This is a genomic window from Streptomyces sp. M2CJ-2 (genome assembly GCF_016757295.1).
Classification (GTDB): Bacteria; Actinomycetota; Actinomycetes; order Streptomycetales; family Streptomycetaceae; genus Streptomyces.
Genome location: NZ_JAESIF010000014.1, coordinates 40443 through 59926, shown reverse-complemented (window position 1 = coordinate 59926; position 19484 = coordinate 40443). Strand labels below are relative to the sequence as shown.

The window sequence follows — 19484 nt, the reverse complement described above, 5'->3', positions numbered from 1 at the left end:
CGCGCCGACGACGGGAGTTGGCCGATCTGTGTTTGACTTGTCTCTCTGTGGGCATGTCGACAAAACGCTGAAGTGACCTCACTGACTGCGGCATGTCAGGTGTACCCAGGTTGCGGGTGGTGCGACGATGGACGTTATGGGGGATAGGGCAACTCTGTACGAGACGGGACGTTTTGAGCAGTCCTCCTCGCGGGAGGAACCTCGCGACGAGGCGGGGGAAGCCGCCGACGAGGCGGCCGAGGAGCTGCGCCGGCGGCTCGCCGCCGAAGCCGGTGACGTGGAGGCGATGAGCGTCCTCGGCGCCATGCTGCTGCGCCGCGGCGACCTCGCCGGAGCCGAACCCCAGCTGCGCGCCGCCACCGCCGCGGGCGACCGTGCCGCCGCCAACAACCTGGGCGTCCTCCTGTTCCAGCGGGGCTACGCGGAGGAGGCCGCTGGATGGTGGCGGATCGCCGCCGTCGCCGGTTCCGCCCCGGCGGCCCACGCGCTCGGCCGGCACCACCGCGAGCGCGGTGACGAGCCCGCCGCCGAGTACTGGCTGCGCCAGGCCGCCGAGCAGGACCATGTGCTGGGTGCCTACGCACTCGCCGACCTGCTGGAACACCGCGGGGACGCGGCCGGGACCGAGCGTTGGATGCGGGCCGCCGCCGAGCGGGGGCACCGGGAGGCCGCCTACCGGCTGGCCAGGGCGCTGGACCGGAAGGCCGCGGAGGAGACCGACGACAGAGGCCGCCCGTTAGTGGAGGAGGCCGAGCAGTGGTACCGGCAGGCCGCCGCGCGGGGGCACCGCCGGGCCGCACTGCACCTCGGCGTGATCCTGGAGAAGCGCGGCGAGCTCAGGGAGGCCGGCCGTTGGTATCTGACGTCCGCCAAGGACGGGGAGGCGCGGGCCGCCTGCGCGCTCGGTTTCCTGCTGCGCGACGCCGGGGACACCGACAACGCCGCCGTCTGGTGGCTGCGCGCGGCCCAGGACGGCGACGGCAACGCCGCCAACGCGCTGGGCGCCCTGCACGCCGAGCGCGGCGAGACCCAGACCGCCGAACGCTGGTACCGGGCCGCGATGGACGCGGGCGACGTCAACGGCGCGTACAACCTCGCCCTGCTCTGCGCCGAGCAGGGCCGGACCGGACCGGCCGAGCAGTGGTACCGCCGGGCCGCCTACGCAGGTCACCGCGAGGCGGCCAACGCGCTGGCGATCCTGCTGCTGACGGCCGGGGACGAGACGGGCGCGGAGCCCTGGTTCTCCAAGGCCGCGGAAGCGGGGAGCGTGGACGCCGCCTTCAACCTCGGCATCCTGCACGCGGGCCGGGAGGAGAACGCGGCCGCGCTGCGCTGGTACGAGCGGGCGGCGGCCGCCGGGCACACGGAAGCCGCCCTCCAGGTCGGCATGGCCCGGCTGCGTGACGGCGACGAGGGGGAGGCGGAGCGGTTCCTGCGGTGCGCGGCGGGCGGAGGCAGCGCCGAGGCCGCCTACCGCCTGGCCACCGTCCTGGACGCCCGTCGCCCGCCGGAGCCCGCGCACGAACTGGGCGAACCGGTGAGCCGGCGCAGCGAGTGCGAGGAGTGGTACGAGCGCGCCGCATCCCAGGGGCACCGGCGCGCGCAGGTGCGCGTCGGCATGCTCGCCGCGGCCCGCGGTGACGTGGTCGAGGCGGCCCGCTGGTACCGGGAGGCGGCCGAGGCCGGTTCCCGCAACGGTGCCTTCAACCTGGGCCTGCTGCTGGCCCGGGAGGGCAGGGAGCCCGAGGCGGCCGTGTGGTGGACCCGCGCGGCCAATGCCGGACACGGCCGCGCGGCTCTGCGGCTCGCCCTGGTCTGCGCGCGCCGGGGCGAGCTCGCCGAGGGTCAGTGCTGGGCCGACCGTGCGGCGGCGCTGGGCCCGGCGGCGGTCACGGAACGAGCGATCCGCCTGCGCGACGCGCTCCGCGAGGAACTGTCCGCGTGACGGCGGCCCCTCAAGGGATCACGGTCCTCAAGGGCTCACGGCCTCCACCGAAAGGGATTTGCTTCCGTCCGCACCCTTGACGTAACGTTGCATTCATCGACGCGGGGTGGAGCAGCTCGGTAGCTCGCTGGGCTCATAACCCAGAGGTCGCAGGTTCAAATCCTGTCCCCGCTACTGAAGGCCGAGGGCCGGAATCCGAAAGGATTCCGGCCCTCGGCGTATGTACCTGCTCGGGCTCCCAGGCGCACGCGAAAGCCCCTCAGGCGCACGAAAGAGCCCCGGCGCACTGCCGGGGCTCTCGTGTACGTCCGGGAGAAGGGCGGCGCAGGCCCGGGTGTCCTACGCTGCGGCGCAGTTCGGGCAGACGCCCCGATACGTCATCTCGACGCTCGAGATCGTGAAGCCGAAGCGCTCGGTGTCGGGGAGGTCGGCCAACGGGTTGCCCGTCGGGTGCACGTCCCGGATCGCGCCGCACTGCGCGCACACCAGGTGGTGGTGCGGCCGGTGGGCGTTCGGGTCGTAACGCTTGGCTCGTTTGTCCGTGGCGACTTCCACCACCTCACCGAGGGTGACCAGTTCGCCCAAGGTGTTGTAGACGGTCGCTCGGGAGATCTCCGGCAGCCTGGTGACTGCCCTGGCGTGCACCTCGTCGGCTGTCAGATGGACATGATCGCCGTCGAGGACCTCGGCCACCACACGACGCTGTGCGGTCATCCGCCATCCACGTCCGCGCAGTCGTTCCAGAAGGTCGCTCATGGGCACCAGCCTAACAGCTAGAGGGACCAGGTCCCGAACGGGTGTGACTTTGGAGTATTGCTTGACTTAGACACTGTCCATTGTGGGATCGGTGCTGCCTTTAGCCAAGGGCAAGTACTTCGGCAAGCGGCTGGAAGCCGCGGTCCAGGCCCTGTGCGGCTGATTCCAGCGCTGGACCGCTTGCCGTCGTGACGGGCCGGGCCCCCTTCCGGGGGCCCGGCCCGTCGGTTACGCCGGTGTGTGCTGGGCGGCCTGCTGTCGTACGGGGGTCCAGCAGCGGATGATGTCGCGCACCGAGACGATGCCGACGGGCTCGCCCCGCTCCAGGACGATCAGATGGCGGAAGCCGCCGCGCGTCATGGCGTGAGCGGCGTCCTCGAGCGTCCAGGACGGGGTGGCGAAGACGACGTCGGTCGTGGTGTGGGAGTGCGCGTGCTCGGAGTCCGGATCCTGCCCCAGTCCCAGGGAGTCGAGGATGTCGCGTTCGGTGAGGATGCCGATGCCGGTGCCGTCGGGGTCGAGGACCACGGCCGCGCCGACGCGGCGGGTGGACATCAGGGCGGCGGCCTGGCGGAGGGTGTGGGCGGGGCCGATGGTGAGGACCACCGTGCTCATGGCGTCGCGGACGAGCATGGGATGGAGCCACCTCCTACCGGAAACCGTGCCGACGGACCTCGGGCCGATCCGCTGGTTCACGGTTTCACAAGTTCACAAGTGGGGGGACTCTCACAGTCGCAGGCGAAGCGGGCGCCAACAAGAGGGCGTGTGCGGCGCAATGGAGGCGTGCCTTCGGACCGGACGTCAGCAGCGCCGGTTGAGATGGCCCAGCAGTTCGTCGTGCAGCAGCCCGTTCGAGGCGGCGGCGTTGCCGCTGTGCGGCCCGGGGCGGCCGTCGAGCCCGGTGAAGCTGCCGCCGGCCTCGGTGACCACGATCGCGGTGGCCGCCATGTCCCAGAGGGACAGCTCCGGTTCCGCACACATGTCCACCGACCCCTCGGCGACCATCATGTACGGCCAGAAGTCGCCGTACGCGCGCGTGCGCCACACCTCGCGGGTGAGGCCGAGGAAGCCGTCCAGGCGCCCCTGCTCCTCCCAGCCGCTGAGTGAGGAGTACGCGAAGGAGGCGTCGGAGAGCTTGGAGACCCCGGACACCTGGAGCCGGGAGGCCTGGGACAGACTGCGGCCGGTGAAGGCGCCGTGGCCCTGCGCGGCCCACCAGCGGCGGCCCAGGGCGGGAGCCGAGACCAGCCCGACGACGGGCTGGAAGCCTCCCTCTCCGGCCTCCATCAGGGCGATCAGTGTGGCCCAGACCGGGACGCCGCGTACGTAGTTCTTGGTGCCGTCGATCGGATCGATCACCCAGCGTCGCGGCCCCGTGCCCTCCACCCCGTACTCCTCGCCGAGGATCGCGTCCCTCGGGCGGGCACGCTTCAGGTGGCCGCGGATGACGTCCTCCGCGCCCTTGTCCGCCTCGGTCACCGGCGTCATGTCCGGTTTGGTCTCCACCTTGAGGTCGAGGGCCTTGAACCGATCCATCGTCGCGGCGTCGGCGGCGTCCGCGAGGACGTGGGCGAGACGCAGGTCGTCAAGGTAGTCGGGCATGCAATGAACCGTATCTGCCGAGGCGGGGCCAGAGCCACCTCGGGTTCGCGGGGCTGTGCGCCCACTGTGCGCCACCGTGTACGGAGCGTGCGCGGGGCGTGCGCGGGTCACGTACGCCCCGCGCACGCTCCGCGTATGCGCCGAGCGGCCGGGGCACCCCCCTCGGCACCGCAACTCCGCACCCCACGCGAACCCTTGACAGTGCCCGGCGGCGCGTCAAATCTGAAGCGCAGAGCCGCTCGCCCGCCCCGAGGGAGGCGATGATGCCTGCAGCGCGGGAATCTCTGCTGGACGCCGCTTACACGGCACTCGCGCGTCGCCCGTGGTCCGCGGTGCGGATGGTGGACGTGGCCGCGGCCGCCGGGGTGTCCCGGCAGACCCTCTACAACGAGTTCGGCAGCAAGGACGGACTCGCCAGGGCCCTGGTCCGCAGGGAGGCCGACGGCTACCTCGCCGGCGTCGACCGTGCCCTCACCGTCCACCACGACCCCCGCGACCGGCTCACCGCGGCTGCCGAGTGGACCGCCGCCACGGCCGCCGGGAACGCCCTGGTCCGCGCCATGCTCACCGGCTGCTGGAGCGAGCGCCTGCCCTCCCCGGCACTGGCGTCGGTCCGGTCCGGCTCCGCCGTGCCCGCCCAGCGCCGCGCCGACGGCCCACTGCCCTCGCCCGTCGACCTCGTGGCCCTCGTCCGCGACCGCGCCGTGGCCGTCCTGGCCGGCCCCGGGGTGCCCGGGGCCGACACCGCCGAGCTGGCCCGCTCCTGTGAGCTGGTGGTACGCCTCGCTCTGTCCTGTGTCGTCGCGCCGCCGCCGACCGAGGGCGGCATCGCCGATCTGGTCCGCAGCGCCCTGAACCGTCAGCCGGTGCCGTAGCGTCGCATGCGGCACATGCTCATGGCAGCCGGCGTTCCGCGCTCACTGCGCCGATCCCGACAGCTGCAGTCCGATCACTCCGATGATCACCAGGGAGATCGACACGATCTTCAGCGTCGACACCAGGTCACCCAGGAACACCATCCCGTAGATCGCCGTCCCCGCCGCCCCGATTCCCGTCCACACGGCGTACGCCGGCCCGACGTCGAGCTTCTTCAGGGACAGGGTCAGCAGGCCGAAGCTGCCCAGCGCGAACACACAGAAGGCGATCGTCGGCCACAGCCGTGTGAAGCCGTGGGACAGCTTCAGACACACGGCGAACCCGGTCTCGAGCAACCCGGCCACGATGACCAGCAGCCACGCCATGTGTAGTCCTCCCGCATTCCCCACGCACAGTGACCGCTTCGCCGGGTTCGGCAGGTTCGGGTACGGCTCGGTGCGATTATGCACTTACCGTCCGCACGCCACGACAAACACGCGAGGGTCAGTCGCCTTCCGTGCGCTCCCGCGTCGCCAGCAGCCTCCGCAGCGAGTACAGCCGCGCCGGGTCCGCGTGCCCCCCGGCGACCCAGGCGTCCAGCGCGCAGTCCGGTTCGTCGTGACTGCACGCGCGGGGGCAGCCCTCCGTGCCCGGCTCCAGATCGGGGAAGGCGTGGATGACCCGGGACGGATCGACATGGGCGAGGCCGAACGACCGCACCCCGGGGGTGTCGACCACCCATCCCTCCGCGCCCGACAGGGGCAGTGCCAGTGCGGACGTCGTCGTATGGCGCCCGCGCCCCGTCACCGCGTTGACGTGCCCGGTCGAACGCCGCCGTTCCTCCGGCACCAGCGCGTTCACCAGCGTCGTCTTACCGACCCCGGAGTGACCCACGAACGCCGTGATCCGGCCCTCCAACTGCTCCCGCACCCGCTCGGCCGCCGTGCCGCTGTCCAGTTCCGCCCGGCTGGTGACGACGTACGGGATGTCGAGGTCGCCGTACAGCTCCAGCAGCTTGTCGGGCGGCGCGAGGTCCGACTTGGTCAGCACCAGCAGCGGGGTCAGCCCGCCGTCGTACGCCGCGACCAGACAGCGGTCGATCAGGCGCGGGCGGGGCTCGGGGTCGGCGAGGGCGGTGACGACGGCCAGCTGGTCGGCGTTGGCGACGACGACCCGCTCGTAGGGGTCGTCGTCGTCCGCGGTACGGCGCAGTACGGACGTCCGCTCGGCGATGCGGACGATCCGTGCGAGGGTGTCCTTCCTGCCCGAGAGGTCGCCGACGATCGCCACCCGGTCACCGACCACCGCCGCCTTGCGGCCCAGCTCCCGGGCCTTCATGGCGAGCACGATCCGGTCCTCGACGAGGCAGGTCAGCCGGCCCCGGTCGACGGTGAGGACCAGGCCCTCCGCGGCGTCCTCGTGCTTGGGCCGGATGTGGGTGCGCGGCCGGTTGCCCTTGCGGTTCGGGCGGGAGCGGATGTCGTCCTCGTCGGTGTGCTTGCCGTAGCGGCGCATCGTCTGCGTTCCTATGCCCCGAGCATCCCGGTCCACAGGTCGGGGAAGTCCGGCAGGGTCTTCGCCGTCGTCGCCACGTTCTCGATCCGCACGCCCTCCACCGCGAGGCCGATGACCGCGCCGGCGGTCGCCATGCGGTGGTCCTCGTAGGTGTGGAAGACGCCGCCGTGCAGCGGGCGGGGGCGGATGTGCAGACCGTCGGCGGTCTCGGTGACGTCGCCGCCGAGCTCGTTGATCTCCTTGGTGAGCGCGGCCAGGCGGTCCGTCTCGTGCAGCCGGAGGTGAGCCACGCCGCGCAGGGTGGACGGCGAGTCCGCGAGGGCCGCGACGGCGGCGACACCCGGCGCCAGCTCACCGACGTCGCCGAGGTCCACGTCGATGCCGTGCACCGAACCGGAACCGGTGAACACGAGCCCGTAATCGGTCAGTTCGCAGGAACCGCCCATCTCGGTGAAGATCTCCCGCAGCCTGTCACCGCCCTGGGTGGTGCGGGCGGGCCAGTCCGGGACGACGACCCGGCCGCCGGTCACCAGCGCCGCCGCGAGGAACGGCTGCGCGTTGGACAGGTCCGGCTCGATCGTCAGGTCCCGTCCGAGCAGGGCCCCCGGGGTGACCCGCCAGACGTTGGGTTCACCGCCCGAGTCGGGGCTGTCCACCTGGGCGCCCACCGCGCGCAGCATGTCGACGGTCATCCGGATGTGCGGCACGGAGGGGAGCGTCGAACCGGTGTGCCGGACCTCGACGCCCTGGTTGAAGCGCGGCGCGGACAGCAGCAGGGCACTGACGAACTGCGACGACGAGGACGCGTCCACCGACACGGTGCCGCCGTCCAGGGCACCGCCGCCGTGCACGGTCAGCGGCAGCGCGCCGCGGTCGTCGTCGTCGATCCGGGCACCGAGGTGACGCAGTGCGTCGATGACGCCGTTCAGCGGGCGCTCGTAGGAACGGGGGTCGCCGTCGAAGCGGACGGGACCGTCGGCGAGGGCGGCGACCGGGGGGAGGAACCGCATCACCGTGCCGGCGTTGCCGACATCGACGGTGGCCTGGCCGCGCAGGCCCGTGGGCAGCACCCGCCAGGCCTCACCGGTGCCGTCGGGGCCCACACCCTCCTCGATCTCGATGCCCATGGCCCGCAGCCCGCCCGCCATCAGCAGCGTGTCACGCGAGCGGAGCGGACGGCGCAGCCAGCCGGGCTCGGAGGCGAGGGCGGCCAGCACGAGGGCACGGTTGGTGACCGACTTCGACCCGGGCACGTGGACCGTCGCGTCGACGGCTCCGCTCGCGTGCGGGGCGGGCCAAAGGGCGGTGTGCACAGGGTTAGCGGTCATGCGCCCCACTTTAGTGGGGGTCCCGGCCGCCGGGCGTGCCCGGTACCTCCGGGTCGGGCTCCCCGGCACCGCCGGCGTCACAGCCCCAGCAGCCACCGTCCTCCGCCGAGCAGCGCACACAGTGACACGGCGTGGAACAGGAACAGCCACAGCCCCGCCGGCACGTGCGTCAGCCGGGACAACTGGTCCGCGTCCGAGTCTCCCGCCCGTCGCCCACCACCGTCCTCAAACGACGCTTCGCGGCTGCCGTATACACCCCCGCGCGCCCGCTTCGCCTGGAGTTCGAAAGCCGGACGCACCCCGCCGAGCAGCAGGAACCACACCACGGCGTACGCGAACGCCGCCTGGACCTGGGGGCCCGCCACCCAGGACACCAGGACGAAGGTGCCGCCGGTCACCAGCACCGTCAACGCCCCGTACGCGTTGCGGATCATCACCAGCATCGCCACCAGCAGCAGCGTGGCCAGCCACAGCAGCAGGGTGATGCGCCCGGTGCCCAGCAGTGCCGCGCCGCCGAGCCCCAGCAGCGGGGGAGCGGTGTAGCCGGCCGCGGCGGTGAGGATCATGCCGATGCCGGTCGGCTTGCCGCGGCTGACGGTCAGGCCGCTGGTGTCCGAGTGGAGGCGTATCCCCGTGAGCGTGCGGCCGGTGAGCAGTGCCACGAGGCCGTGGCCGCCCTCGTGGGCGATGGTGATGGCGTTGCGGGAGAGCCGCCACAGCCCGTGCGGTGTGACGACGACGAGCGCGGCGGCCAGTGTGGCGATCACCACCCACAGATCCGGGTCGGGCTGGGTGCCGGACACCTCGTCCCAGAGCGAGGCGAGCGAGGCGGATGCGGTGCTGTCCATGGTCGGTGGGGACTCCTCGGGGGCGCGGACCGGAGGGGGCGGCGCGGGGGCGCCTCGTTGAGGGGTGGTGGCCGGGAGACCGGCGGGCCTGGCAGTGTTGCACGTATGTGCGGACGGTATGCAGCGAGTCGCAGGCCCGAGGATCTAGTGGAGATCTTCGAAATCCAGAAGTGGGAGCCGGAGGAGACCCTGGAGCCCGACTACAACGTGGCCCCCACCAAAGAGGTCTTCGCCGTCCTGGACCGCGTGGTGAAGGACGCGGACGACCCGCGGCCGGTTCGGCAGCTGCGGAAGCTGAAATGGGGCCTCGTGCCGTCCTGGGCCAAGACGCCCGAGGGCGGGGCCCGGATGATCAACGCACGCGCGGAGACCGTGCACGAGAAGCCCTCCTACCGCCGCGCCTTCGCCACCCGCCGCTGCATCCTGCCCGCCGACGGGTACTACGAGTGGGTCACCGGCACGCAGGAGCGGGAACTGGAGGTCGAGGGCAAGAAGAAACGCCCCCGCAAGCAGCCGTACTTCGTGACGCCGGCCGACGGCTCGGTGTTCGCGATGGCCGGACTGTACGAGTTCTGGCGGGACCGGACCCTGCCGGACGACCACCCGCGGGCCTGGTGGGTGACGTGCTCCGTCATCACCACCGAGGCGGAGACCACACCGCTCGCGGTGCCCCCGGCGGAAGGCCCGCGGACCCTGGCCGACATCCACCCGCGGATGCCGCTGATGCTCACGCCGGACCGATGGGACGCCTGGCTGGACCCCTCCCGGACCGACACCGAGGACCTGTGCGGGCTGCTCACCCCGCCGCCTCCCGGTCTGATGCGTGCCTTCCCGGTCTCCACGGCGGTCAGCAACGTCCGCAACAACGGTCCGGAGCTGCTGAACGAACTGGCCGCACCGGAAGAGGGCACACTCTTCTGATGTGACGAACGTGACGAACGTGACGAAAGCGAACGAGGAACCTCCAGTCGAAACCACCGGGACCACCGAGAGCACCGGGACCACCGAGACCGTCAAGACGGAAGCCGGTCCCGCCCGCATCACCTGGCACCCTGCCCGGCGCGCCCCACGCCTCGTCCTCGCGCTGGGTCACGGTGCCGGCGGCGGCATCGAGGCGCGCGACCTGAGGGCCCTGGCCGCCGTGCTCCCCGGGCACGGCGTGACCGTGGCCCTGGTCGAGCAGCCCTGGCGGGTGGCCGGAAAGAAGGTGGCGCCCGCGCCGAAGACCCTGGACCTCGCCTGGCGGGGCATCTGGCCCGCGCTGACGAAGCCGGGCCTGCCGGTGATCTCGGGCGGGCGCAGCGCCGGAGCCCGCGTCGCGTGCCGGACCGCCGGCGAACTGGGCGCCCATGCCGTACTCGCCCTCAGCTTCCCCCTGCACCCGCCGGGCAGGCCCGAGAAGTCCCGCGCCGGGGAACTGCTCGGCGCCGCGGTCCCCACCCTCGTCGTGCAGGGTGGCAACGATCCGTTCGGCAAGCCCGGGGAGTTCCCCGAGTACGGGAGGGGCCACGCGCTGGAGGTCCTCCCGGGCGTTCAGCTCCGGGGGAGCGCCGGTGCGAGGGCGGTGGTGGGAGACGGGTGGGCGTACGAACTGGTCGAGGTGGCCCACGGTGACCACGGCCTCGGCGTTCCCAAGCGGGCGGACATCACGCAGGACGAGGCCCTGACGGTCGTCACCGACGCGGTCGTGCGGTGGGTCGACGCCCTCGGACCGCGGCGGCCCGGCCCCCGCGGGTAAAGCTTCGGGAATGTCCCGGCCCTCCGCGCTGTTGACCCCGACGTATCCGCCGGTCACCGGCACCGACGTCGTAGGAGAGGGAGTCCGCCGCATGGGGTCGACGTATTGCCCGAGGCGCAGCAGCCGTGCCGACCTGGACTGGACGGTGCTGCACGCGGCCAGGACCACCCCTGTTCGGGCGGCGGGCGGACCGGATCGTCGTCTATCCTCCGATTCGAGTGGGACCGCTTCGGGTCGCACGACGACTCTGGAGGAGGTGGGTCCGGTTCCCGGTACCGGCGCAGGGACCGAACACGGCCAGGCGGAGCAGCCCGAGGGCCGGGGCGGCAGGGGCGACAAGAGCGCCGAATCGCCTGCGGAGCGCAACGCGCGCTTCGAGCGGGACGCCCTCGAATTCCTCGACCAGATGTACTCGGCCGCACTGCGCATGACGCGCAACCCGGCGGACGCCGAGGACCTGGTCCAGGAGACGTACGCCAAGGCGTACGCGTCCTTCCACCAGTTCCGCGAAGGCACGAACCTCAAGGCGTGGCTGTACCGGATCCTCACCAACACCTTCATCAACTCGTACCGCAAGAAGCAGCGTGAACCGCAGCGCAGCGGCGCCGAGGAGATCGAGGACTGGCAGATCGCGCGTGCCGCGTCGCACATGTCGACCGGTCTGCGATCGGCGGAGTCGCAGGCGCTCGACCACCTGCCCGACTCGGACGTCAAGGAAGCGCTCCAGGCGATTCCCGAGGAGTTCCGCATCGCCGTGTATCTCGCGGACGTCGAGGGCTTTGCCTACAAGGAGATCGCCGACATCATGGGCACACCCATCGGTACCGTGATGTCCCGGCTGCACCGTGGTCGCCGCCAACTGCGCGGCATGCTCGAGGACTACGCGCGCGAGCGCGGACTGGTCCCGGCGGGCGCCGGACAGTCGAACGAAGCGAAAGGCTCGGGGTCATGAGCTGCGGAGAGCCGCACGAGACGGATTGCAGCGAGATCCTCGACCATCTCTACGAGTTCCTCGACCGTGAGATGCCGGATGCCGACTGCGTGAAGTTCGAGCACCACTTCGAGGAATGCTCGCCGTGCCTCGAGAAGTACGGCCTCGAGCAAGCGGTGAAGAAGCTGGTCAAGCGGTGCTGCGGGCATGACGACGTACCGGGCGACCTGAGGTCCAAGGTCATGGGCCGACTCGACCTGATCCGCTCAGGTCAGGCCGTTCCCGATCAGGACGTCACGGCTTCTCCGGCTCAGGCTCCCCAGGCCCCCCAGGTCTCCGAGCCGTCCCAGGCCCCGCAGGCCACGCCGCAGGAGTCCTGAGACCGGCCGGTCGGCCGTATGGCCGCCCGGCTCCGGCCGACCTGGAAACCGTTCCCCGAAAACGTCCCCCGAAAGGGGAGCGACGTCACCCGTACGTGCTAATCCGCGGGCTCTGGGCCCGCGGAGGCGTCGTTCGCCCCCCTAGGCTCCAGAACCTGACAGACGGCATGTCGGCGAGCGCGGCAGGCATGGTCGGGGGGAGGGGTTCATGGAGGCGTTACCGGCGCGGGCCCGCGTGTATGTGGCCGGTGTCGCCGTGGCGGGCCTGCTCTGTCTGCTGCCGCCGCACGTCGCGCAGATCGCGCACGGACCGCAGATGCCGCATGTTCCCTGGCGCGCGCTCGCCTCGCTCGCCGTGCTGTACGCGTGCTGTGAGTGCCTCGTCCGGTCCCGGTACCTCGGTGTCCCGAATCCGGGCGGCACCTTTTACCCCGTGCTGCTGGCCGCGGCCTTCCTGCTGCCGCCGTCCGCTGCCGCGCTGGTCGCGCTGCCCGGCGCGCTGCTCACCCCGGTGGAGCAGCGGCCGTTCCTTGCGCGGCGGATCTGGCGGGTCGGTCAGCTGACGCTCGCCGTGTGGGCCGCGAGCCGGGCGCACCAGGCAGCCGGCGGCCAGGACGCGGTCGCGGCCGGGGACGTGCCGGCGGCGCTGGGCGCGGTCGGCGCCTCGATGCTGGTGTTCTGCCTGCTCCTCACCCTGCTGGACCACGGCATCGTGACGCTCACGGCCGGTGTACCGCTCTGGCGCGGGAGCCCGACCTCCCGGCCGGCCACCTGGCGGCGGCTGTTCCTGCGGTCGCTCGCGCCGGTCACCGTGCACGGGCTCGCCGGACTGATGATGGCCCTGCTGTGGCGCAGCCCCTACGGGCCGGTGGCCGCACTGCTCGTACTGCTGCCGATGTGCGTCTCGTGGTGGGCGTTCGCCCAGTACCACCGGGAGCGGGCCGCCCACCAGGCGACGATCCGCGCGCTCGTGCAGGCCGTCGACATCAAGGACGGGTACACGCGCGGACACAGCGAGCGGGTCGGGCAGGCCTCCACGATGATCGCGCGTGAGCTCGGCATGGACGACGAACGGACCGAGGTGCTGCGCTTCGCGGGCATCCTGCACGATGTCGGCAAGCTCGGTGTGCCCACCCGGCTGCTCACCAAGAACGGACCGCTGACCCCCGAGGAGCGGCGGGTGATCGAACTGCACCCCGAGTACGGGCACGAGATGGTGCGGGGGATCTCCTTCCTGGGCGAGGCCCGCGCGGCGGTGCTGCACCATCATGAGCGGCTGGACGGCAGCGGCTACCCCTACGGGCTGGCGGGCGGTCAGATCCCGGAGTCCGCGAGGGTGGTGGCCGTCGCCGACGCCTTCGACGCGATGACCTCCACCCGGTCCTACAGCAGGGCCCGGCCGGTGCCCGTGGCGCTGGAGGAGCTCCAGCGGTGCGCGGGTGCCCACTTCGACCCGCGCATGGTGGAAGCGCTGGTACGGGCGATCGGCCGGGCCGGCTGGCATCCCGCGGTGACGGCCGAGGACGTCCGGCCCCCCGATCCGTCCGCTCCCGCGCCGGCCCCCGGCCTCGCTCCCGACGCCGCCACTGGCCCTGCCACCCCCGCCCCTGCCACCCCTGTCACCCCCGACCCCACCGGACCCGTCGCCGATCAGCCCCGGGCCCGCTGATGAGCCTCCGGCTGCACACCCTCGTGCACGCATGCGCCGCCGTGCTCGCCACCGGCTGTCTCGGCGCCACCCTGTGGAACGGGGTCGCGGACCGCGGCATCGCCCTCGGCTTCGGGGTGCTCGTCGCCGTCGGCGAACTCACCCGGCACAACGGGCCGCACGTCCGTCAGGCCGCACCGCTCGCCGCCGCCGGGGCACTGGCGTACGCGCTGCTCGGTGAGGCCGGTGGGAGGCCCACCCACCACGACGCGGCCCAGATCGTCACCGTGGTCCTTACCGGCTCCCTGCTCGGCAGCGTGCCGCACGTCGGACGCGGCCCCGGGCCCGCGCGCGACCACCTGACCCGCCGGACGCTCACCGTCGGGTTCGTCGCCGTGTGCTTCCAGCCCCTTTACAGCCGCGGGACGTTCGACGACTGGGGCGGCTCCGCCCACGCGCTGCTGCTGCTCGCCCTGCTGTCCCTGTCCACGCTCTGCGACGCCGTGCTCGCCGCCGCACTGGCCCACTCCCGCACCGGCTGGCCCTTCCCACCGGTGCTGCGCGACGAACTGCGGGCCCTGCCCAGCATCGGGGCCGCCGTCGTCGCGACGGGCGCGGTGATGGCACTCGGCGTCGCGGTCGTGGGACTGTGGGCGCTGCCCCTCCTGTCCGTGCCGCTGCTGCTCGCACAGCTGTCCTACCGGCGGTACGCCGCCGTCCGGGCGACCTACCGGCAGACCATCACCTCCCTCGCGCGGGCCACCGAGATCGCCGGCTGCACCCCGGCCGGGCACGCCCGCAGGGTCGCCGAACTCAGCCAGTCGGTGGGCCGGGACCTGGGGCTGACCGAACCCGACCTGACGGTGCTGGAGTACGCCGCCCTGATGCACGACATCGGCCAGCTCAGCCTCGTCGACCCGGTGCCCGTGGGCGCCACCGCCGCCCTGCCCGTCCCGGAACAGCGGCGGATCGCCCTCCTCGGCGGTGCGGTGGTCCGCCAGACCGGGGTGGACCCGCGGGTGGCGGGGATCGTGGAACGGCAGGCCGACCCCCACCGGGAGCAGCCGCTGGCCGCGCGGATCGTCCGGGTGGTGAACGCGTACGACGAGAAGTCCCGGGCAGGTGGGCCCGGCGGGCCGCTCACGGCACTGGAGGAACTGCGGCTGGGGGCCGGGGAGTACGCGCCCGAGGTCGTCGAATCGCTGGCCCGGGTGCTGTCCCGGGAGATCCGCGAACGGGACGGTCTTACCCGGCCCGGGGCTGGGTAACCCATGGGTAATGAGCGCCGTTCCGGCCGTACGTGGTTGGATGCGAAGGAGACGGTGTCCGGGGGGCTAGGCCGCCCACCGAACGGAACTGGCAGGCGGGAATCGTGAGGATCTTCGGCAAGGGACGGAACCGGCCCTCCGCCTCCTGGCGGCAGGCCACGGACCGCGCGTTCACACTCATCGGCGACGGCCGGTACGAGGACGCGGGCGCGCTGCTGACCCGGGCCGCCGACCTGGAACCCTGGCTGTCGGAGTCCTGGTTCAACCTCGCGCTGCTGCACAAGTTCCGGCACGACTGGGAGCAGGCACGAGCGGCGGGTCTCAGAGCCGTCGCGCTGCTCGACCGGGACACCGGGGCACCCGACTGGTGGAACGTCGGCATCGCCGCCACCGCCCTGCAGGACTGGCCGCTGGCCCGCCGCGCCTGGCAGGCCTATGGGCTCCGGGTGCCCGGGAGCCCCACCGGCTCGGGGGAGCCGCTCGGCATGGACCTGGGCAGCGCGGCCGTACGGCTGTCCCCGGAGGGGGAGGCCGAGGTCGTCTGGGGGCGGCGGCTGGACCCCGCGCGGATCGAGGTGCTGTCCATTCCGCTGCCGTCCTCCGGCCGCCGCTGGGGCGAGGTCGTCCTGCACGACGGGGTGCCGCACGGCGAGCGGAGCACGGCCGCCGGACACACCTACCCGGTGTTCGACGAGATCGAGCTGTGGGCGCCCTCACCCGTGCCGACCTGGGTGGTCCTGCTGGAGGCCGCCGGCGAGGCCGACCGGGACGCCCTGGAGCAGCTGGCCGCGGACGCGGGATTCGCCGCCGAGGACTGGTCGTCCTCGGTGCGGCTGCTGTGCCGGATGTGCTCGGAGTCCCGGATGCCCTCCGACGAGGGCGAGGGTGAGCACCTCGACCCGCACGACCACAGTGAGCCCGGGCACCCCGGACCGCTCGGTCACCGCACCGACGGGCAGCTGTGGGTGCCGGAGCGGGAGTGCGGGCTCGCCGCGCCCGCCTCGCTGGTCCGCGGCCTGCTGGACGGTTGGGTCGCGGACAGCCCGGACTCACGCGACTGGCGGGACCTGGAAGAGGTTTGCTAGGCCGACTGCCGGGGCCGTGCGCCGGGCGCAGACCACGTCGGGGACCGGGGCCGGCGGGGCGGCCGGTCACCGTACCCTGTATCAGCATCACCCCCCATGTTTTCCAGGAAGGCGTACGTCGGTCATGGCTCAGCAGGACACCGATCAGCAGCACGCGGGCGTGCTCCCCGTCGACGACGAGGGGTACGTCATCGACACGGAGGACTGCGCCGAGCGCGAGGCCGCCTGGGTCGAGCGAGGCACCTCGCGACCGATCACCGTGGTCGGCAACCCGGTGCTGCACAAGGAGTGCAGGGACGTCACCGACTTCGGCCCCGAACTCCAGCAGCTGGTCGCGGACATGTTCGCCAGCCAGCGCACCGCGGAGGGCGTGGGGCTGGCCGCCAACCAGATCGGCGTCGACCTGAAGGTCTTCGTCTACGACTGCCCGGACGACGACGGTGTGCGTCACGCCGGGGTGGTCTGCAATCCCAAGCTGGTCGAACTGCCCGCCGAGAGGCGTCGGCTGGACGACACCAACGAGGGCTGCCTGTCGGTACCCACCGCGTACGCTTCGCTGGCCCGGCCCGACTACGCCGAGGTGACCGGTCAGGACGAGCAGGGCAACCCGGTCAAGGTGCGCGGCACCGGCTACTTCGCACGGTGTTTGCAGCACGAGACCGACCACCTCTACGGCTACCTCTACATCGACCGGCTGTCCAAGCGGGAACGCAAGGACGCGCTGCGGCAGATGGCCGAGAACGAGCCGCGCTACCCCGTGGTCGCCAACGACTGACCGCCGGGTTCCTTCGTCCCCCCGGAGCCCGGTGGCCCCCGCCGCCACTCAGGTCCCCCGGGGTACAGAACTCCCTCGCGCACGGCGTCCGGTCCGGATTCCCTTCCGGACCGGACGCCGTTCGTCTTTCCGTCATGTGTTCGATCCCTCACCGGGTCATCAATCCTGAAATCAGCCACACAAGGGGAGAATCTCGGCATCGTGGGGTGGTGAATGAAGCAAATACGTCCCCAGGGCGGTCAGTTGTGGTGCTGAATGGAGGCGTGGACACGCACCGGCGCACGCCCGGCAGAGAGGGCCGGGCACATGTCAACTGGCGGCCGAGAGGGGATTGTTCGTGCATGCTTTGTCACACGGCACCACATCGAAACCGACCACCGTCGCGGTACCGCAGGCGCTGTCTCTCCCGGTGATCGAGACGGCGTTTCCCCGGCACATCCATCCGTATTGGCCGAAGCTCCAGCAGGAAACCCGTGCGTGGCTGCTCGAAAAGCGGCTGATGCCGCCCGACAAGGTGGCGGAATATGCCGATGGCCTGTGCTACACGGACCTCATGGCGGGCTACTACACGGACGCCGCCGACGAGGTCCTGCAGGCGATAGCGGACTACAGCGCGTGGTTCTTCGTCTGGGACGACCGTCACGACCGCGACATCGTGCACGGTCGGCCCGCCGCCTGGCGGCGGCTGAAGGACCTGCTGCACACGGCTCTCGACAGCCCCACGGACCACCTGCGTCACGAGGATTCATTGGTGGCCGGGCTCGCGGACAGCGTGCGGCGGCTGTACTCGTTCCTTCCGGACACCTGGAACGCCCGGTTCGCCCGGCACTTCCACGCGGTGATCGAGGCGTACGACCGGGAGTTCCACAACCGGACGGAGGGAATCGTCCCCACCGTCGAGGAGTACCTCGAACTGCGTCGGCTCACCTTCGCGCACTGGATCTGGACCGACCTCCTGGAGCCGAGTGCGGGCTGTGAACTCCCGGACGCCGTACGGAAGAACCCGTCCTATCGGAAGGCGGCCCTGCTCAGTCAGGAATTCGCCGCCTGGTACAACGACCTCTGCTCGCTCCCGAAGGAAATAGCGGGTCATGAGGTGCACAATCTCGGAATCAGTCTCATCACCCATGAAGGGCTGACTCTCGAAGAGGCGGTCACCGATGTGCGGCGCCGCGTCGAGGAATGCGTCACGGAATTCCTGGACGCCGAACAAAGCGCCCTGAAGTTCGCCGACAGCCTCGACGACGGAACGGTGGGAGGAAAGGAACTGGGGGCCGCCGTGCGGGCCTGCCTCGGAAACATGCGGAACTGGTTCAGTTCCGTCTACTGGTTCCACCACGAGTCCGGCCGGTACATGGTCGACAGCTGGGACGACCGCTCCACGCCCCCGTACGTCAACAACGAAGCGGCAGGTGAGAAATGACCGTCGAGTCGGTGAAGCCCGACGCGCCGGGTGTGTCGGGGGCGACCGAACTGCGCGAGCCTCCGGTGGCCGGCGGCGGAGTCCCCGGCCTGGGCCACGGCCTCAGACTGGTCCGCGATCCACTGGCCTTCATGGCCCAGTTGCGCGACCACGGCGACATCGTGCGCCTGAAGCTCGGCCCCAAGACGGTGTACGCCGTCACCACGCCCGCCCTCACCGGGGCGCTGGCGCTCGATCCCGACTACATCATCTCCGGCCCCCTGTGGGAGTCCCTGGAGGGCCTGCTGGGCAAGGAGGGCGTGGCCACGGCCAACGGCTCGCTGCACCGGCGTCAGCGGCGCACCATCCAGTCCGCCTTCAAGCTCGACGCCATCCCCGCCTACGGCCCGATCATGGAGGAGGAGGCACACGCGCTGACCGAACGCTGGGCGTCGGGGGAGACGGTCGACTGCACCTCGGAGTCGTTCCGGATCGCCGTGCGCGTCGCGGCGCGCTGTCTGCTGCGCGGTGAGTACATGGACGAGCGGGCGGAGCGGCTGTGCGTCGCGCTCGCCACGGTCTTCCGCGGCATGTACCGGCGGATGGTGGTGCCGCTCGGCCCGCTGTACAAGCTGCCGCTGCCGGCCAATCTTAAATTCAACCGGGCCTTGGCCGATTTGCACCGCGTGGTCGACGAGATCATCGCCGAGCGCCGTGCGTCCGGTCAAAAGCCGAACGATTTGCTGACGGCATTGCTGACGGCGAAGGACGACAATGGCGACCCGATCGGGGAGCAGGAGATCCACGACCAGGTGGTCGCGATACTCACCCCCGGCAGTGAGACGATCGCCTCCACGATCATGTCGCTGCTTCAGGAGCTCGCCGCTCATCCGGAACACGGGGACAGGGTGCGGAACGAAGTTCTCGACGTCACCGGTGGGCGTCCGGTGGCATTCGAGGACGTCCGCAAGCTCACCCACACCAACAATGTCGTCGTCGAGGCCATGCGTTTGCGGCCCGCCGTCTGGATATTGACGCGCCGGGCGGTCGCCGAAAAGGAACTCGGTGGCTATCGCATTCCGGCCGGGGCGGACATCATCTACAGTCCGTACGCGATCCAGCGCGATCCGAAGTCGTACGAGCGCAACCTGGAGTTCGATCCCGACCGCTGGCTTCCGGAGCGGGTGAAGAACATTCCGAAGTACGCCATGAGGCCGTTCAGCGTCGGCAACCGGAAGTGCCCGAGCGATCACTTCTCGATGGCCCAGCTGACCCTGATCACGGCCGCGCTGGCGACGAAGTACCGCTTCGAGCAGGTGGCCGGCTCCGACGACGCCACCCGGGTCGGCATCACCCTGCGGCCGAACCGGCTGCTGCTGAGGCCGGTCGCGCGCTGAACCGTCCCGTC

Annotated in this window: 19 protein-coding genes and 1 tRNA gene; 13 read left to right on the top strand and 7 right to left on the bottom strand. The window is 71.5% G+C overall.

Features of this window, described 5'->3' with window-relative positions:
• Nucleotides 1-127: 127 nt before the first annotated feature.
• Entirely contained in the window at nucleotides 128-1945 is a 1818-nt protein-coding gene (locus JL475_RS13995; RefSeq protein ID WP_202277923.1) for a tetratricopeptide repeat protein, read from the top strand.
• Nucleotides 1946-2045: 100 nt separating this feature from the next.
• A tRNA-Met gene (locus JL475_RS13990) sits at nucleotides 2046-2119 on the top strand.
• Nucleotides 2120-2284: 165 nt separating this feature from the next.
• On the opposite strand, the gene JL475_RS13985 is transcribed toward JL475_RS13990, so the two are convergent.
• The 3 genes from JL475_RS13985 to hisN all read right to left on the bottom strand — a co-directional run bounded on the left by JL475_RS13985 (nucleotide 2285) and on the right by hisN (nucleotide 4303).
• A complete protein-coding gene (locus tag JL475_RS13985) occupies nucleotides 2285-2701 on the bottom strand; it encodes a Fur family transcriptional regulator (protein ID WP_202277922.1) in 417 nt (138 codons plus the stop codon).
• Between the two features lie 228 nt (nucleotides 2702-2929).
• Nucleotides 2930-3334 (bottom strand): cyclic nucleotide-binding/CBS domain-containing protein, encoded by a 405-nt coding sequence (locus JL475_RS13980; protein ID WP_202277921.1) that lies wholly within the window; start codon nucleotides 3332-3334, stop codon nucleotides 2930-2932.
• A gap of 168 nt (nucleotides 3335-3502) precedes the next feature.
• Nucleotides 3503-4303, bottom strand: a complete 801-nt coding sequence (hisN, locus tag JL475_RS13975) for a histidinol-phosphatase (RefSeq protein ID WP_202277920.1) — start codon at nucleotides 4301-4303, stop codon at nucleotides 3503-3505.
• A gap of 260 nt (nucleotides 4304-4563) precedes the next feature.
• Here hisN and JL475_RS13970 point away from each other — a divergent pair, with 260 nt between their 5' ends.
• The gene (locus JL475_RS13970) at nucleotides 4564-5178 is read left to right on the top strand and encodes a TetR/AcrR family transcriptional regulator (RefSeq protein ID WP_202277919.1); all 615 of its coding nucleotides are present in this window, start codon (nucleotides 4564-4566) and stop codon (nucleotides 5176-5178) included.
• Between the two features lie 42 nt (nucleotides 5179-5220).
• On the opposite strand, the gene JL475_RS13965 is transcribed toward JL475_RS13970, so the two are convergent.
• From JL475_RS13965 to JL475_RS13950, 4 genes are all read right to left on the bottom strand, one after another.
• On the bottom strand, nucleotides 5221-5544 hold the full coding sequence (locus tag JL475_RS13965; RefSeq protein WP_202277918.1) for a multidrug efflux SMR transporter: 324 nt from the start codon (nucleotides 5542-5544) through the stop codon (nucleotides 5221-5223).
• 118 nt (nucleotides 5545-5662) lie between these two features.
• On the bottom strand, nucleotides 5663-6673 hold the full coding sequence (gene rsgA, locus JL475_RS13960) for a ribosome small subunit-dependent GTPase A (RefSeq protein ID WP_202277917.1): 1011 nt from the start codon (nucleotides 6671-6673) through the stop codon (nucleotides 5663-5665).
• Nucleotides 6674-6684: 11 nt separating this feature from the next.
• Complete coding sequence (aroA, locus tag JL475_RS13955) at nucleotides 6685-8001, bottom strand: 3-phosphoshikimate 1-carboxyvinyltransferase (protein ID WP_202277916.1); 1317 nt, start codon at nucleotides 7999-8001, stop codon at nucleotides 6685-6687.
• Nucleotides 8002-8078: 77 nt separating this feature from the next.
• Nucleotides 8079-8849: a M50 family metallopeptidase gene (locus JL475_RS13950; protein WP_202277915.1), complete on the bottom strand. Its 771-nt coding sequence runs from the start codon at nucleotides 8847-8849 to the stop codon at nucleotides 8079-8081.
• 105 nt (nucleotides 8850-8954) lie between these two features.
• On the opposite strand from JL475_RS13950, the gene JL475_RS13945 reads away from it, so the two are divergent.
• The 10 genes from JL475_RS13945 to JL475_RS13900 all read left to right on the top strand — a co-directional run bounded on the left by JL475_RS13945 (nucleotide 8955) and on the right by JL475_RS13900 (nucleotide 19473).
• Nucleotides 8955-9770 (top strand): SOS response-associated peptidase, encoded by an 816-nt coding sequence (locus JL475_RS13945; RefSeq protein ID WP_202277914.1) that lies wholly within the window; start codon nucleotides 8955-8957, stop codon nucleotides 9768-9770.
• 19 nt (nucleotides 9771-9789) lie between these two features.
• Nucleotides 9790-10587, top strand: coding sequence for an alpha/beta family hydrolase (locus JL475_RS13940; RefSeq protein WP_202277913.1), 798 nt, complete (start codon nucleotides 9790-9792; stop codon nucleotides 10585-10587).
• 256 nt (nucleotides 10588-10843) lie between these two features.
• Nucleotides 10844-11539: a sigma-70 family RNA polymerase sigma factor gene (locus JL475_RS13935; protein ID WP_202277912.1), complete on the top strand. Its 696-nt coding sequence runs from the start codon at nucleotides 10844-10846 to the stop codon at nucleotides 11537-11539.
• A complete protein-coding gene (rsrA, locus tag JL475_RS13930; RefSeq protein ID WP_202277911.1) occupies nucleotides 11536-11898 on the top strand; it encodes a mycothiol system anti-sigma-R factor in 363 nt (120 codons plus the stop codon). The genes JL475_RS13935 and rsrA overlap by 4 nt, the downstream gene beginning before the upstream one ends.
• Before the next feature lie 208 nt (nucleotides 11899-12106).
• Nucleotides 12107-13567: an HD-GYP domain-containing protein gene (locus JL475_RS13925; protein WP_202277910.1), complete on the top strand. Its 1461-nt coding sequence runs from the start codon at nucleotides 12107-12109 to the stop codon at nucleotides 13565-13567.
• A complete protein-coding gene (locus JL475_RS13920) occupies nucleotides 13567-14814 on the top strand; it encodes an HD-GYP domain-containing protein (RefSeq protein ID WP_202277909.1) in 1248 nt (415 codons plus the stop codon). The genes JL475_RS13925 and JL475_RS13920 overlap by 1 nt, the downstream gene beginning before the upstream one ends.
• Before the next feature lie 104 nt (nucleotides 14815-14918).
• Nucleotides 14919-15899 (top strand): hypothetical protein, encoded by a 981-nt coding sequence (locus tag JL475_RS13915; RefSeq protein ID WP_202277908.1) that lies wholly within the window; start codon nucleotides 14919-14921, stop codon nucleotides 15897-15899.
• Nucleotides 15900-16023: 124 nt separating this feature from the next.
• Nucleotides 16024-16674 (top strand): peptide deformylase, encoded by a 651-nt coding sequence (def, locus tag JL475_RS13910; protein ID WP_202277907.1) that lies wholly within the window; start codon nucleotides 16024-16026, stop codon nucleotides 16672-16674.
• 337 nt (nucleotides 16675-17011) lie between these two features.
• Nucleotides 17012-18097 (top strand): epi-isozizaene synthase, encoded by a 1086-nt coding sequence (gene cyc1, locus JL475_RS13905; protein WP_202277906.1) that lies wholly within the window; start codon nucleotides 17012-17014, stop codon nucleotides 18095-18097.
• Complete coding sequence (locus JL475_RS13900) at nucleotides 18094-19473, top strand: cytochrome P450 (protein WP_202277905.1); 1380 nt, start codon at nucleotides 18094-18096, stop codon at nucleotides 19471-19473. Before cyc1 ends, JL475_RS13900 begins: the two co-directional genes overlap by 4 nt.
• Nucleotides 19474-19484: the final 11 nt, after the last annotated feature.

Bases quoted from the DNA above. Each gene is read 5' to 3' on its own strand.
- JL475_RS13995 (WP_202277923.1), top strand. From the start codon at position 128: ATGGACGTTATGGGGGATAGGGCAACTCTGTACGAGACGGGACGTTTT.
- hisN (WP_202277920.1), bottom strand. From the start codon at position 4,303: ATGCCCGACTACCTTGACGACCTGCGTCTCGCCCACGTCCTCGCGGAC.
- def (WP_202277907.1), top strand. From the start codon at position 16,024: ATGGCTCAGCAGGACACCGATCAGCAGCACGCGGGCGTGCTCCCCGTC.
- JL475_RS13925 (WP_202277910.1), top strand. From the start codon at position 12,107: ATGGAGGCGTTACCGGCGCGGGCCCGCGTGTATGTGGCCGGTGTCGCC.
- aroA (WP_202277916.1), bottom strand. From the start codon at position 8,001: ATGACCGCTAACCCTGTGCACACCGCCCTTTGGCCCGCCCCGCACGCG.
- JL475_RS13980 (WP_202277921.1), bottom strand. From the start codon at position 3,334: ATGCTCGTCCGCGACGCCATGAGCACGGTGGTCCTCACCATCGGCCCC.
- JL475_RS13945 (WP_202277914.1), top strand. From the start codon at position 8,955: ATGTGCGGACGGTATGCAGCGAGTCGCAGGCCCGAGGATCTAGTGGAG.
- JL475_RS13950 (WP_202277915.1), bottom strand. From the start codon at position 8,849: ATGGACAGCACCGCATCCGCCTCGCTCGCCTCGCTCTGGGACGAGGTG.
- JL475_RS13920 (WP_202277909.1), top strand. From the start codon at position 13,567: ATGAGCCTCCGGCTGCACACCCTCGTGCACGCATGCGCCGCCGTGCTC.
- JL475_RS13970 (WP_202277919.1), top strand. From the start codon at position 4,564: ATGATGCCTGCAGCGCGGGAATCTCTGCTGGACGCCGCTTACACGGCA.
- JL475_RS13900 (WP_202277905.1), top strand. From the start codon at position 18,094: ATGACCGTCGAGTCGGTGAAGCCCGACGCGCCGGGTGTGTCGGGGGCG.
- JL475_RS13985 (WP_202277922.1), bottom strand. From the start codon at position 2,701: ATGAGCGACCTTCTGGAACGACTGCGCGGACGTGGATGGCGGATGACC.
- rsrA (WP_202277911.1), top strand. From the start codon at position 11,536: ATGAGCTGCGGAGAGCCGCACGAGACGGATTGCAGCGAGATCCTCGAC.
- rsgA (WP_202277917.1), bottom strand. From the start codon at position 6,673: ATGCGCCGCTACGGCAAGCACACCGACGAGGACGACATCCGCTCCCGC.
- JL475_RS13965 (WP_202277918.1), bottom strand. From the start codon at position 5,544: ATGGCGTGGCTGCTGGTCATCGTGGCCGGGTTGCTCGAGACCGGGTTC.